The 15,235-nt window shown below is 29.3% G+C and carries 10 protein-coding genes; all 10 read right to left on the bottom strand.

The window, feature by feature from the left end; all coding sequences use genetic code 11:
• Nucleotides 1–2: 2 nt before the first annotated feature.
• A complete protein-coding gene (locus tag ABDJ34_RS08545) occupies nucleotides 3–2,021 on the bottom strand; it encodes a DNA topoisomerase (RefSeq protein WP_412702082.1) in 2,019 nt (672 codons plus the stop codon).
• Between the two features lie 12 nt (nucleotides 2,022–2,033).
• Nucleotides 2,034–2,783, bottom strand: coding sequence for a hypothetical protein (locus ABDJ34_RS08540; protein WP_412702081.1), 750 nt, complete (start codon nucleotides 2,781–2,783; stop codon nucleotides 2,034–2,036).
• A complete protein-coding gene (locus tag ABDJ34_RS08535; RefSeq protein ID WP_412702080.1) occupies nucleotides 2,773–2,991 on the bottom strand; it encodes a hypothetical protein in 219 nt (72 codons plus the stop codon). Before ABDJ34_RS08535 ends, ABDJ34_RS08540 begins: the two co-directional genes overlap by 11 nt.
• Before the next feature lie 128 nt (nucleotides 2,992–3,119).
• Nucleotides 3,120–3,374, bottom strand: a complete 255-nt coding sequence (locus ABDJ34_RS08530) for a type II toxin-antitoxin system RelE family toxin (RefSeq protein ID WP_412702079.1) — start codon at nucleotides 3,372–3,374, stop codon at nucleotides 3,120–3,122.
• Nucleotides 3,371–3,589 carry a type II toxin-antitoxin system RelB family antitoxin gene (relB, locus tag ABDJ34_RS08525; RefSeq protein ID WP_412702078.1) on the bottom strand — a complete coding sequence of 73 codons (219 nt, stop codon included), beginning with the start codon at nucleotides 3,587–3,589 and terminating at the stop codon, nucleotides 3,371–3,373. Before relB ends, ABDJ34_RS08530 begins: the two co-directional genes overlap by 4 nt.
• A gap of 98 nt (nucleotides 3,590–3,687) precedes the next feature.
• Nucleotides 3,688–4,314, bottom strand: a complete 627-nt coding sequence (locus ABDJ34_RS08520) for a nuclease-related domain-containing protein (protein ID WP_412702077.1) — start codon at nucleotides 4,312–4,314, stop codon at nucleotides 3,688–3,690.
• 27 nt (nucleotides 4,315–4,341) lie between these two features.
• A complete protein-coding gene (locus ABDJ34_RS08515; RefSeq protein ID WP_412702076.1) occupies nucleotides 4,342–5,415 on the bottom strand; it encodes a hypothetical protein in 1,074 nt (357 codons plus the stop codon).
• Nucleotides 5,409–6,638 (bottom strand): hypothetical protein, encoded by a 1,230-nt coding sequence (locus ABDJ34_RS08510; RefSeq protein ID WP_412702075.1) that lies wholly within the window; start codon nucleotides 6,636–6,638, stop codon nucleotides 5,409–5,411. Before ABDJ34_RS08510 ends, ABDJ34_RS08515 begins: the two co-directional genes overlap by 7 nt.
• Before the next feature lie 59 nt (nucleotides 6,639–6,697).
• On the bottom strand, nucleotides 6,698–7,630 hold the full coding sequence (locus ABDJ34_RS08505) for a hypothetical protein (protein WP_412702074.1): 933 nt from the start codon (nucleotides 7,628–7,630) through the stop codon (nucleotides 6,698–6,700).
• A gap of 58 nt (nucleotides 7,631–7,688) precedes the next feature.
• Nucleotides 7,689–15,233 carry a CHAP domain-containing protein gene (locus ABDJ34_RS08500; RefSeq protein WP_412702073.1) on the bottom strand — a complete coding sequence of 2,515 codons (7,545 nt, stop codon included), beginning with the start codon at nucleotides 15,231–15,233 and terminating at the stop codon, nucleotides 7,689–7,691.
• Nucleotides 15,234–15,235: the final 2 nt, after the last annotated feature.

The following is a 15,235-nucleotide window of genomic DNA, read 5'->3' as shown; positions in this document are numbered from 1 at the left end:
CCTTATTCTTTAGACTTTCTTTTAGGAAAATCAACAGACAGAATTGTTTTACCATCTTCTTCATTTACACTAAAAATAGCACTATATTTTTCGCCTTTTTTACTCTTTAACCCTTTTACCATAACCCCTGAAGAAGAACATAATTGCTTTACAAAATCATCTGTTATTGATTTTTCTTTAATACCGAAACTTTCGAAATATTTATTTTTCTTCCATATCTCAAAACCACAATCCTCATTTTCACAATCGTATTTCAACCCTTGATTTAGAACTTTCTTTCCACAGAAAGGGCAATCGCAAACTTCTATTCTTAAATCATCCAAATCTTTTACCCTATCTATTTCATTTAATATATATTTTTCTATGAAATTTAAGAAGGTCTCTTGTTCTATATTCCCCAATCTTACTTCTTCTAATTTTTCTTCAAGTGCAGCAGTTAAACCAACAGTTTTTATTTGTTTTGATAAAAGTTTGTACAACAATCTTGCTATAGGTGTTGATGTTAATGTCTTTTTACTTCTTTCTATATATTTGTATTCAACAAGCTTTTCTATTATTGAATCTCTAGTTGCCGGAGTTCCAATTCCTCCTTTGTATTTTTCGTCAATGTCTTTAAGATTTTCCATAGAAGATACTATTGTCGCATCCGTAAATCTTGGTTTAGGCTTAGTTTTTGTTTTCTTAATTTCAAGATTACATTGGAAGCTTTGACCTTTGTTTAAATCCAAATTATCATTGTATTGTAATTTATTGTATTGAATTTTATTAAAACCTTCTTGTGTAGATTTTCGTTTTTTACCAGAAAACTCATCGTTAAGCTGAATATCTTGTTCTATATATTCGAAATCTTTCATTGTTGCTTCTATCATTCTTCTGGAAATCAAATCATAAATATTTCTTTCATCTTTAGATAAATTGTCAATTTCTTTTGTTTTAGTATTTACAATTATAATTGCATAGTGTGCATCTTTTTGTGCTTTTTCATCATTAATACACTTTTTAGCACCTTCGATATCATCTTTTTCAATAAACCACGCCAAATATAAATTATTCAATATTTCAGAGAACGATTCTTCTAAGTCAGCCGGTAAATATTCCATATTACTTCTTGGATATGATGTTATCCCCTTTAAATATAAACTTTCCAAAATATTTAATGTTTGTTTTAAAGTGTACCCATATTCAATATTTGCTTGTTGTTGCAAAGTAGATAATTTAAACAATTTAGGTGCTTTCTTCTTTTTCTTTTCTTCTACTATATCTACTACTGTAAAATCTTTTAAATCTTTAAATTTATCGCACTCTTCGGGAGTATCGAACTTTCTTTTAAATTGAAATCCGTTATACTCTCCAACTAGGTTATATATATCACTTTCTTCGAAGTTTTCTATCTCTAAATCTCTTTCAATAATTAAACATAACGTAGGTGTCATTACACGACCTATTACAAACTTTCTGAAAAATTTAAACATATATAATCTTGATAAGTTCATACCTATTAGCCAGTCTGCCTTACTTCTAGAATCTGCCTCTAAATAATACCCATCATATTCTTTTATGTCTTTTCTTTCTTCTAAAGCTTTTAAAAGTCCGTCTTTATTCGTTGTATTGCACCACATACGAGTAACCTTTGTTTTGCTCTCGTCTATATCTAAGTGATTATATAGAAGTCTAAATATTAACTCTCCTTCTCTTTCAGCATCGCAAGAGTTTATTATTTCATCGTATTTATTACTTTTTATTAAATCTTCAATCTTTTTAAACTGGTCTTTATTACCTGTTAGTTTATATTGGTATTTATTTGGAATCATAGGTAAATCGTCTATACTACTATCAGCCCATTTTTTATCCCATCCTTGATTTTCGTATTCATTCGGCTCTTTTAAACCAAATAAATGCCCCCAAGTCCATGTAACATGACAATCTAAAACATCATAATAGCCATCTTCCGGTGTATATTTACCTATAGAATCAGCTATTTTCTGTGCCATGTCTTTTTTCTCTGCTATTATTAACTTCAATTTATTCTCCTATTATTGCGGCGTTTCTACATTAAACGAATCATCTTCAATTTGTTCTTCGCCATCAGTCTTTTGTTCTACTGTCTTTTTATCTGATTCTGTTTCTATCGAATTATTTTGATATCTTGTTTGGTTTTCTAATACCAGATTGGTTCCTTTCTCTACTATAACTACATCATTTTTCCCTAGCGTAATTAACTCGTTTGAATTTTCCATATCAAAAGAATCTGTTGGTACATCTGGAATTATCGGGTATATTAATACACCTTTAATATTTCCTTCTACTTTATATGATCCAGCTTTTACATTGCCTTCTCCTACACGATATACACCAGCTTTGATATTATTAGGATTACTAGGCTTAAACTTTAGTTTTTCTATCTTAAAGCCATCAACCTCAATTAAATCACCGTTTTCAACCTTTAATATCGTATCGTGTTTGTATACTTTAGTTATATTACCAGCTGGTTTATTAACTTTAACAACAGGTTTTTCTATTAGTCTTTTTAAGTAAATATCGCCTTGCTCTATATCTTTACCAACCTCGATATATTTATATGTGCTTTTTACGGGTGTTGTCTTTATTCGAGTTGCAAAAGCTGTATTATCAAGGTTCATGGATAACTTTTCTTCCGGTATTTTAACCAATTCTCCACTACCAATATATTTGGTTGGAAGTTCTACCTTTTTATCCTTGTTACAACTTGTCATTATTAATATTAGTGCTATGACAGATACTGCCATTAGCTTTTTATTCTTCATCAATTGAAAAATCTCCTACCATTTCAAATACATTATCAATAGTTTTGCATTTATTTAACACACACTCTGCTATTAATATTTGTAAATCATCTTCTGCCTGTTTCAAGTCTTTTTTCGCTTGATCTAAATCACTTTGTTTTTTATCAACAATAATTTTCTTTTTTTCTATTCTTTTTTGTTGGTTTTCAATCTTAGTTTTAAAATCCATAAATTCCTCCTTAATATCTTTCATCTGCTATTGTTATACCCACAAAATCAAGGTGTTTGAAAAATAAAAAAATGTTATTTGTAGATTAATAACATGTATTACATCTACAAATAACATTCAGTTTGTGTTTAATATATATTTTTTCTATGATCTACATCTACAACGCAAATAATTAACTTATTGTCGTCAATCTCGCAAATTATTCTGTAGTTCGACACCCTGTATCGCCAAAAACCTCTTAGATTTGCCGATAATGCTTTGCCTCTTGCACGAGGTTCTTCTAATTCACCTATTTTTTCCATATAATGAACAATCATTTTTTGGATTGGTTTATCAAGCTTTTTTAAGGATTTTAATGATTTTTCCGAATATATAACCTTCATATCCCAAGCTCTCTTTTTACCTCATCATTACTATAAAATTTCATATTATCTTTATTTAGAAGATAGTCTTGAACAATCTTTTCATCATATTCTTGTTCAATCTTTTCTAACAATGATTCTCTTGCCCAGTCCGATAAAGTTTTATTTTTTTCTTTAGAAACATTTGTAAAAAGTTCCTTATCCGATTCGCTTAACCTAATAGTTATAGTAGCCATAAAATCACTCCTTCATTGTGTTACATTGTAACACAATTATAATATAATTTTATTGCATAGTCAAGCTTTTCAAGAGACAATCAATAAAATCTTCAGCTTTACATTTGACGAGTAGCAATATTTCTAGCATGTTCCCTATAGCTGATATTCAGCTTATTTTCTTCAATCAGTTCTATAACTTTTTTTAAATCATTTGGATTCAGAATCTCTTTATCCGAAAGTTCTTTAATTTTTCTAGAAACTTGTGAAATCTTGCAGATAATAGAAGCATTGGCTTTAACTTTGATTTTAGCATCTGGAGAAAATGCAACAATAGAAAAATATTTAATGTTTGGATAATACTTCCTCAAAATTGATTTAACAGCTTGAATGTGTGCGTAATTTTGTAAACTTGGATTCATAAACTCATTCTTATTTCCATGAATATTTTGAATCCACCTCTTGCCGTACTCAGAACCGCAAATCAATCCTTTGTAATTCTTCGTTTCAATTGAAAAAATACCATAAGTTGAGATAACGAGATGATCGATTTGCGTAGAATAAGTATTTCCACCCGAATTTTCTAATACTAGATTATTTATAACGCTGTATTTATTCTTATCAAGACTACTTAATTCCATCTTAACCATAGCCTCTCCCATGTACCCCTTGATCCTTGGCCACAAGCTTTTCAAGACTAGGCAAAGTACAAAAAATATTCCAAATGAAATATACAAATCTCGCATATATCCTCCCGTATCTCTTATTCTTTATTAGAATTGTTTAGATTTTTCAACTTTTCTATAAATCTTTTCAATGCTAACTTGATCTACACCTCTTTTTTCAGCAACTGTTTGACAAGCGTTCATTACTCTAATACTATAAGTTCCACCGTCACTTACCGACTCTTCAAGTGTTTGGCTTTTCAAATCATCTGAACTAACAACAGGGGTAGTTCTTTCTATCTCATCTTCCACTTCATAATAAATTTTCTTATCCAAATCTGTTATATCTTCTACTCCACCTTTAAACCTCATATCTAGTATATAGTCCATTCCTCTACCCATAAAGTTTTCAGAACCACCCTCTAAATAATTAGCGAAAGCTATCGTTCCGTAGAATTTATCTACATCCCTTTTATCATCATAGAAATAAAAATTAACAGGCTTATTTTTTAATTTTTTCTTTTCTAAAATATCATCGCAAATTCTTCTTAAATCTTTTTCATCTTTTTTGTCAGTTAATATATAGAATTCAGTTAGCTTATACTCGTAAAACACATCCTTATTAGGCTTGTTTTCATCTTCAACCTTTACCTCATCTATTTTATTTCTTTGATCTTCCTCAAGCTTCTTTACTATTGTATACGACAAAGATTCAACCTTTTCTTCCTTTTGTTCTTCTGTTCGTGGAAGGTCTTGTTCTGGTGGTAAGTATGTTGTTTGTCTATATTTAAAAAGAATAGCAAAGTTTAATACCAAAGATATAACTATAGCACCTACAATAATAAATCTATTAACTTTAAACACGTCAAAATCAACATTATTTTCATAATGCTTTATAAAAGTTATTACATACGGAACAGCTAATATTAAGACGTTACACGAGATAACAATCTTTAATATACTTATTGTGCTTACCATATATGTTGGACTTAAGTACAAAATCTTATATGAAAGAAATGACACTATAATAGACAAAGCTACATATAATAGTATCGGTGATCCATATTTAAATATTTTAGCATTTTCATCCTTTTGTAATTTAAATATACTTATCGAAAGTGTAATATATATTACAGAAAATATACTTACAATTACTGCTGCTGCTATTAGCGATTTTAACATTTATCTACCTCTTTTCCTTCTTTTTCTTTCATCTCAATATAATATTTCTCCAAATTATCTAATGACATTTCTTTAGGATAATCTATGTCTCTAGAATAAATATCAAAACTTAGCTTTCCTACGCCATTTCTTTCTAAAAAATACTGTGATACAGCGTATTGATAACCTTCTAAAATTGATTCTTTTCTATTAAAACTATCTACCATTTTTGCATCTTTAATGAATTCTTGATTATTCGAAAGCTCTTTTTGTCTTTTTCGCCTTTCTTCTGAATCTGAGCATTTATCTAACCCATACTTTTCTCTAAAGTCTCTTTTTATTTCCTTTTCTTCTTCTGTTGGTTCCAAAAGCTTTTTATCTAAAACCTCATTAATGAACTCATAATCCATACAAGTTCCTATATAATTTATATGTTTTATTAGATGTCTTTCCAAATAATCTGTTCTAGCTCTTTTTACTGCCAACCCAGAAACTTCGCTTATTTTATCTCTTCCATATTTGGAGTTAAAATGAATACTTGACTTCATTATTCCTCCTGATTCTTTTTTCCTATCTGGTAATTGAAATTCATAGAGAGAGGAATCGAATATACTATAAAGATATCTTTCTATTTCCGAAAACTTTTTTCTTTTCTTCAAGTCTGAATCTGATGTTTGATCCCAGCACCAACGTTTTTTTTCTACAGGATTGGTAGATGATAGAATGCAATAATACGTCTCTTTTCCCTCATAATTACCTTTAGCATATTTTGTATTCCAACGAAATCTATTTAAATCGTATAAAAACGTTTCGTATTGTCCTGATGCTACCATTAGATATTCAAAAACCATTTTAATAATCTTTTTATTATATAATACGTTTTCGCCTATATATATACATCCTTCTTCATCAGCCAATAAATCTTTTTCTATCGCATATAAGCAATCAATATAATCTTGGGGAGATATATAATTATAATAATGAAGGTCTACTTGATTTTCTACTATAAAATCAAATCTTCCTTTATTTCTTCCGGACATAGACTCTTTCCAATCTTCTAAACACCATTCTTCTCTATCTAGTAAAAGTCTGTCTTTCCTACCATATTTATCCACATGCTCATAATATACTAATTTAACTACATCCTCTTTTGGAGGCTCATAATCATAAGTTACATCGTCATCGAATTTATCTATATCAAACACATATTCATTATCTGGTATATATTTTGGATTATATAACATTTTACTCTTTCCTTTATTTATAATATTTTACTGATCGTTTTAGATGCGATTATTAATTACTATCTTTTCTTGTAGAAAACATAACCTCCCGCAACCACTACTACTGCAAAAGCTGCAAAAACTAATAATAGTTTCATGTTTCTTGTGTTTTCTAATTCTTTTTGTTTGTTAATCAAAGCTTGTTTTTCAGTAGGCTTTAATACAATTTCATCATCTTTTTTATCCGAATCTTTTTTATCTTCTTTTTTTGTGCCGTCTTGTGGTTTCTTACTTTCGTCTTTTTGCTTTTGTAATTGTTCAGCTTTTTCTGCATCTGGGTTTACTACTGATATATCTACAACTTGAAATCTTGTTTTTTCAGACACATTTATTTGTTGTTTTGATATATTTATTTGAAAATTAGAAAAATCTTCATCATCTTGATATACTTTATAAATTGTGTATTTTCCATAATTAAAAGCCTTATCTAGTTGTTTACCAGTTCCTACCACTACCTCATACACATCTTTTGTTTCATCATTTGATAGAATAATTCTAAGAGGTTGTTGATTAGCTTGATTTTTTGTTACTCTAAATCTAATAGTTCCTGCTTTATCTCTATCTTTAATATCATCATATCTCTTTGATTTATCAATTTTTCCGTCATTATTTACCCATCTAATAAAATTCATTGCTTTAACACTATAATCATATTTCATTTTTTCATTTTTGGCTATATCTTCATATTTTAGTTTATCATCACCAAATTTTACCCAATTATTTCTTATCGATATCGGCTTTCCGAAATCTAATTCAACCAATTCTCCTTTCCTGTTGTAAATGCAAGTTTCTAAAGAATCGATAAAAGCCCCCGATAAATCTGGGTCAAATGTTGGCTCATCACCTTTTTGCTCTATTATATTTTGTTGTCCGTCATAACTTGCCATACTATCTTGACTAAAAAGAAGAAATACCGACATTGCGATAATAAAATATTTTAATAATTTTTTCATAAAATTTTAGGGGAGATTTAATCTCCCCTTATCCCCTTTCATAAATTTTAAATTTGCTTTAATGTTTCATCATGTTATTAGCGTTTTGACTAACACCAATATCTATGAATACTCCATTTCTTGCTCTTATATATCCAGCTGGAAGTAATCTTTCAGAGTATTCTCCCTGAATATAATTGTATTCACTTACCCAGACAGAACCATCTTCATTTACTGCCTCTACGAACATTATATGTCCATATGCACCACCTACTGTTGATAATGCACATCCTGCTACAGGTTTAGGTATTATTTTAGTTCCACAATGTCCTCTTGCTGCTGAATATCGCCATCTTCCGCCATCACCCATACTGTATAAATGATAGCCACCTAATTCTCTAGATCTGTTATACACATACCAAACACATTGACCTTTATCTGAACCGTTACCAGTCCAGTTTGCTGCTGTTGAGTGAGGCTTAAACACTCTTACATTATCTGGTATTGTCCCTAATTTTGATTTTTCTCTTGAACCAGAGAAACCATATCCACCATCATATCCACCAGTAAATTGAGGGGCAGAATCTACTTTACCCAATGAATCTTGGAATTCTTCAAAATCATTTTGCATTGAAGCCCATCCTGTTTCAAGCATATAGCTTTTTGCGTTCTTTTGATCTATAATACCAGAACTCATACGCATTGCTGGGTTAAGATAAGCTCTTCTGATTTCGCCTTTTAAGAATTTGTTAATAAATGATTCATTTTCACCCGGCTTATATTGATAGAACATGTTCATATATAATACAGATTCATATTTTTCAGTATCATTAGCCGTTTCTTTAGTCCTTTTTATTTCTTTTGTAGGATCTACTTCATTTGGATTAGTATTAAGTTTAGTTTTAGTATGAACATCAATTTCTAATGATTTTTTACCAAAAGCTATCGCTTCTTCTTTAGTATTAAAAGCAATCTTAATATTATATCCTCTAGTATCATTTGTGCTACCGTCTACAGTTGCATTACCATATCCGGGTATTTCTACCTTAGCACCTTTAGCGATAATTGATCCATCTGCTAATATTATACCCTTTTTGATAGGTGTTCCGTTCGGTGTGTTAGGATTTTCTTTTGTTGGATAAATGCCAGTAGCTGTAACCTTAACCTTCGTTACTAAATCTGGAGAAATTGAATTATTTTCTGTAGGATTAGTTACGGGTTGATCTGGTGATTGAGTTTGATTATGCTTGTTACCTAATGATTCTTTTTGAACAGCCTCATAGATTCTAGCCATAAACAAACTAACACTTGTTTGCCATCCCTTTGAATCACTACAATATAACTTACTAACACCAGCTACTGATTGACCGTTATAATATCTACCACCCGGAGTTAAATACAATGTATTTAACTTGTTACAAACAAAACCATAACATTCTGCAAAATTTCTAAAACCATTTGCGTTAGTATATGTGTTTATGTCGGTTGCGTTCCAAGACAAGATATTATTTTTTTCAGCAGCTACTCTTGCACCATAACCAAACCTACCAAAAGCACCACCATTTTCTGTTTGTATTATTGCAAGCATAAATGCTGGGCTTATTCCAGTCCTTTTTTCAGATGCGACTACTTCGTCAAAGAAACCTGCTGCGTGTGGATGATTTTCTACTAACATACTTGACCTTGGGAAGTATTTCTTAAACACTCTAGTCCATTCTTCAGCCGTTAGATTGTATTTATATAAAGGCGAACCCGGATCATTTGGATTAGTAGTTAGTGGGTTTACAGCAGTTGTACCCAATGCTGACATATCATTCCATCTAGGTTTAGGTTGAGCCTTTTGAGTTAATTTAACTGTACCTAAAGGATCCCCCGCTGAAACAATATAATTATTATTAGATTTTACTATTTTATCTTTAATACTATCCATCGAAGACTTATCAAGGCCACCTATCATCATTATCATCATTTCATCATTTGATTCATCTGATGTATCTTCAGATTTGGTATCCTTTTTGTTTTCTTCTTTCTTTTTGTCAGTTTCTTTATCTTCCTCTTCTAAATCTACCTTTTCGCCATCCTCATCTGTAACATCACCTTCAAACTTATGCTTTTTCAATACGTCTTTTATGATTACATATTCTCCACCCATTCTGTTTGCTTGTTTAAGTTTTGTGTCTGAATCTTTGAATGAATTCGAAGCAACCATTACTTTACCATCCATAGGTGCGTAAATTGTAGATGCGTTTGGATCTATTTGTTTATCTGTTCCATTTCCTGTGTTTGAAACAACTACATCTATTACTGTATTTACATCTTTGTCATCATCTACACTCTTATTTTTATCGAATATCATTCCTATTGATTTCAAGAAACCAATTTTATCTTGATCTCCTTCGTGACCATATCTTCTTCTGATATATGTTGTAGGAAATTCATAAGGATTGTTAGAGTTTTTAATAACTTTTGCATCAACTTCGCTGTAATAAGTTTTAGGATTTCTTCTAATCCAACCTATACCCTCTCCAGTCTTCTTTTCATATCCTAGTGGATTTTCATATTCGTAAACAATGTTGTTCATCATATCATCTAGAGAAGATACACGCTCTCCACCACCTTCGATTAATGCCAATCTATCTATACCTAAGTTAGATTTGTAAATCATCTTATCTGGTGAGTTGTCTTTTATTTGAGAGAACTTTTTAATAGCGAATGGATTATACCAGTTATCAAAAGGTACAGAACCATATTTATTTCCTTGAATAGGAACAGTTCCTTTTTTGTATCTTATAAAATTACCTGAAGAATCCTTTTTATATCCGTAAACATCTACTTTTCTAAGTGTTATGTTTTTTGAATATGCTTTATTATGAAGTTCACCATGTATTTTCATAAGCATTGTAACAGGGTCTCTATATTCAATCGCTGATCTGTTTTTTAATTTTTGAACGCCTCCTAATTCCTTTGGATAGTTTATTTCATAATTACCATGCACACCATTAGCTTTGTTTCTAATATTAGTTGCAATATCTCCTAAATCCATTTCTTTTAATTTATCCTTTGATATATTTGCAAATTTTGCTTTCGTACTAGAAAAAGCTTGTGCCGGTCTTTCTATCTTAGAAGACATATCCTTATCGTAAGTTGTGAATTTTTCCAGGTTATCATCCGAATAAAGTGTTTCTAAATAGTATAACAACCTTAAAGCATCAGTTCTTATGAAGATATTGTTGTCATCTTCTTTTTTTCTAAATGGCTCTTGAATTAATTCCCTTTCTACCATTGGAACATGAATTGGACTTGTTAACACCCCTTGTTGTGTTTGATTATATTTTGTTCTTGCTTTAGACAACATTTCTTTGTATTGTTTATTTGCTTCTTTATTCTTTTCATAATCTAGTTTTGTAATCCTGTCATAGAATCTTGTTGCAGGGTCATATTCCTCTCTAACCATGAACATATCGGTTATTATTGTAAAACTTCCCATAAAAGACAAAACTATTATTAAAGCTGATGAAACAGCAACAATAGGAACTAAATTAGCTGTTACAAAACCAACAAAAGCAGCTACAAATTTACCAACAGCCATTACCAACTTTGTAATTGTTGCTTTTACTTTCGCTAGAAACACAGTAATCTTTTTAACACGTTTCGGAATTTTTGTAATTTCTTTTCCGACCTTTTTTGTAGCTTTCGCAACTTTTTTAGCTGCAATAATTGATGAATGTGCCTTTAAAGTAGCATTTGCTAAGTCTTGACCATAATCATTTACATATCTTACATTGTTTAATGCTCTTAAGGCTAAAATAGACAGTTTTCTCTTTCTTGGCTTGATTAATTCAGCTTTTCTTCTTTTTGCATTTAAAGCCGCAAATAAAGCTTTTTGAGATTTTCTTAGGTTTCTACCCTTAAAGATTCTAGAAGAAGCTAAATAATATTTCTTAAACAATCTATAGAAGTTTATTGAAAATATTGATGCCCTAAAAGGCGTAGCAATTAAATATCTAGCAATATCATAATTTAGAGAATATATTCTAGCAGTTCGATAAAAGTCTGAAGCGTATTGATTATCCTTAAGTCCTGCCTGAATATACCTTGAAACAATCATGTAAGCATAAGCTTTTGTCATTCTTCTTTGAGCTTGTTTTCTATATTTTTCTGATAAAGCTTTGTTTTTATCTAGCTTTTTGTCTATTTTTTCAAGCTTTTTCTTAGCGAAGAAATTCATTTTCTTATTTCCTTCGGCTATATCTTTAAGATAGTTTATTTGCTTTTCTTTTGTGCTTAAAAGCTCAATATTAATTCCATACTTCTTGAAAAATCTATTTGTCTTAAATCTAGCTTTTTCACTTAGATTATCCTGCAACGACTTTCTCATGCCCTTAAATTCGATTTTTTCATGTAGCTTAGGGTCGTTTTTATATATTTCTCTTTCAGAATTAATAAAAGTTTTTAATTCTTTGGCTTTTAGATTTGTCGCTATTCCTAATTTCTTTGCCATAAGCAAAGTTGTAAAAGCATGAGAATTTTGATATCTTGCAGTTAAATCTACGATTACTTTATTTTTCATATTTCTTAAAGTATCGGGTTGAGATTTTATAGTATCGTAAACCTTAAAGTATCTATTCTTAGTATCCTCTTTAACAGTTTTATTTATAACTGACTGAGTAATCTTTTGTATCTGATTATCTATAGCCTGATATTTCAAATGCTCTTTTGCAATTTTTGCTGAATGTTTTGAAATCATTCCAGCTACATTAATAATATTTTCATGCTCTTTTTCTAGTCCTAATCTAGTAGCCTTAACTGAGCTTTTAATAAATGGTCTCATTTTATTAATGCCTATGCTTGCATAGTCATTATATTTTGAAATCATTTGATTTCGATGTTTTTCATTCGTTGTTTTTGATAAAAGCCTAGAATATTCTTTTATAAATCTTGTATTGTAGTAGAATTTAGAATATTCTATATTAATTTCATCTTGACTATATGGCTTAACCTTAAGCTTATCAGCGATTGAATTTATTAAACCCAAATCCTCATCTTTTAATAAGCTATTAATATCGTCATGAAACGGATTAGGACTAGTCCTATCTAAACAATCCTTTAAAAGAATATCGTATTTTATATACTTAATTTTACCTTCATTTGATTGTACTTTATATTGCTTTTGTCTGTTTTTAAGATAATGGTCTACTCTTATTTCTAAATCTTCATGATTTTTCTTACTATTTAAAATATATTCTACTCTTTTTCGATCTAGATTTCTTTTATATACTTCAAAAGTAAGCTCTTTTCTATATTGATTTTTTAAATCATTAATAGTTTCTACTGCATTTTCAATTTTTTCTCTATTAGCATAAGAAACTCTCATATTAGCTAAAATATCTTTTGTTACATCTTTAATAGCATCCTGGTTTTTATTTTCAAGATTCTCAAACGATCTTCTTATATTGCTAAATTCTTTATCATTGTATATTAGGCTTTTGAATTTTTTATAATCAATGTCTGCACTTTCTTGTTGAGACAATGTAGTTTTTAATAATTTAGACTTTTCAATTAAAAATTCTCTATTACTATTTGAAATCTCTAATTTTTTATCTACTACTACATTACCATACCTATTTAAAGCACTTTCTTCCTCGTCTTTTGGATTGTCAAATTTATCCTTTGGTAAATCAGAAAATCCTCTGTAAGAAATTATGCTATCTACTACCTTTTCTCTAACCTCTAACGGTTTTCTTGTAGTTTGGGCTATATATCTTAATTGAGTATTGGTAATAATCCCATTTGTATAACAATCTTTTAAAAACCTTTTAGAATTTTCATCAAGCTTTGTAGAATATCCTTTAAATAGACTATCCGACTGTTCTTTTATTGTAATAATATCGGGTGAATTCTTATTAAAGTTTTCAAGAAATTCTTTTTTAATACTTGTTGATACATACGGTATTTTAGTATCGTTAGCTTTCAAAAACCTATCAAGCTCTGTTTTGTCACTAGATTTAACGGTATTTAGAATATATTTTACTCTCTGATTACTAGTAAAATTAATCTTATTTCCCTTAAACCCGTTTATCGCCTCCTCGAAGTCACTATAGTCTTTTATATTTTTTAGGCTTTTACCTATATCTATAATATCGGGGATTTGCTGGTTAAAGGAAACAGGGCTTTTTTCATAGTTTTGTACCATTGTTGTTAGTACATCTTTACCTACATTAGTATCGTTTTTTGATGCGTAAATTATGTTTTTAAATTGCTGTTCACTAATAAGCCTATGATCTTTTGCATCTATTAAAAACTTTATCTTATCATCGGATAAATTCGTTTGTATAGCGTTTGTATATTCGTCTTTTGTAAAAGCTTTATATTCAAACTCTCCTCTTTCGCCTTTGACATTCAATAGTTGATATTTAGAGACATCGGAAGGATTATATGCAAACACTTTTGTATAGTCTTTTTTAAGATTCTCAAATTTTAATGTGTTTGTTCCTGCATTACCTACTGTATATCCTTCATCTGTATGAAAAGTATCTAGATTTATTGTTCCGTTAGTTGCTGTTCTCTCATTTACACTTTTGGATAAACTAGCTGTAGAAAAATTCTCAATCCTACTATCACTAAAGTCAGCAATTTTGTTATCAACATTATCTGTAATATTAACAAATGATGAATTATCGTTAGACTTATTGATTAAATAGTTTTCGTATTTATTAAGGATATTATTTGATTTAAAATCAACATACTTATTAAAATCTATTTCTCTTATATCGCTTAAAGGTTTTAAGTTATCATAATCAACCTTTAACTTATCAATTTCCTTAAAGTTTTCATCAACAATATTTTTTGCGTACTCGTATTTGAACTGATCTTTGACATCTTGATTTGTTATTAATTTTCTTTGATTTAAAATAGCAGCAGTTTTAAAGCTTTGTAATGGATTTTCATTTATGTTTTCTTTGAAAAACTTATTAAGATTATCATCTGTAATTTTAGATGCAAACTGATCTACATTTATTGTTCTTAATGTGTCTTTATTTATCTTTTCAAAGTCTAAATCATCTTGTTTTTGTTCTTTCCATACTTGCAAATCTTCTTGCATGTCTTTAACGCTGAATTTATCTTTATTATTTTCTTTGAAACCGTATTGATAATTTAGATTTTTGTTTGATTTATCAATTAAATCTTTAAGCTCATTTTCTGTTATAGAGTTATTTTGAGTTTTATTAATTATTTCATCTAAATATTGATTATTAGGATTTGAAACAGCATTTTGATAAATTATTTCGTCTACCTTGTTTTCAATATTAGAAATTCGAAATTGTTTATTCTTTAATTCTTTTTGAACCAAATTAATAGCATCTTGTGATGTTATATTGTTAAAAAATACATGGTCTCCAAGCTTATCTAATAATTCATTATATGCCTTATTATCATTTAAGATAGGAGATTGTATGTTGATACTATCTTTAAGTTCATTTTTAAATTTTTTTAGTTTTAAATCTTGTGCTTTAAAAACATTTTCGTTGTTTAGGTCAATTTCAACACGATTTTTATGTTTTTGTTGATACAAGATATAATCTTTAGCTTTTATTTTAATATCATCTTTTTTCTTGTCTGGCATTA

The organism is Finegoldia dalianensis, assembly GCF_046255015.1.
GTDB lineage: Bacteria > Bacillota > Clostridia > Tissierellales > Peptoniphilaceae > Finegoldia > Finegoldia magna.
This window is presented reverse-complemented; position numbering and strand designations above follow the sequence as displayed.